Source organism: Marinomonas atlantica (assembly GCF_001639725.1).
GTDB classification, from domain to species: Bacteria; Pseudomonadota; Gammaproteobacteria; order Pseudomonadales; family Marinomonadaceae; genus Marinomonas; species Marinomonas atlantica.
Genome location: NZ_LTAW01000053.1, coordinates 1 through 256 on the forward strand (window position 1 = coordinate 1; position 256 = coordinate 256).

A 256-nucleotide genomic window follows, 5' to 3' on the forward strand; every position below is an offset into this window, starting at 1 on the left:
GATCAATATGGGATTGGGCTAAAGATGTGTGGTTGGAGAGTTAATCTATGAATGCCCAATTATTTAAACAGGTAGAGCAGCTGGCTGAAGCATTAATCTCCGCAGCAGATCGAGATGATGAAACTGTCTTTTATCAACTTTATGATCAGTTGAAGTCGTTATGTGAGCAGCACGTTGGTAAGAAAAGCGATCATCCGCTTTTCCTCGAAACCTTGGCTGATTTTACTGACGATAGTGTGACCGCTGTGGATTATTA

General features: G+C 41.4%; 1 pseudogene. It reads left to right on the top strand.

Annotated elements, in window-relative coordinates:
• Positions 1-47 precede the first annotated feature (47 nt).
• Positions 48-256, top strand: a pseudogene (locus AYW75_RS18525) (tetratricopeptide repeat protein); the annotation flags it as partial.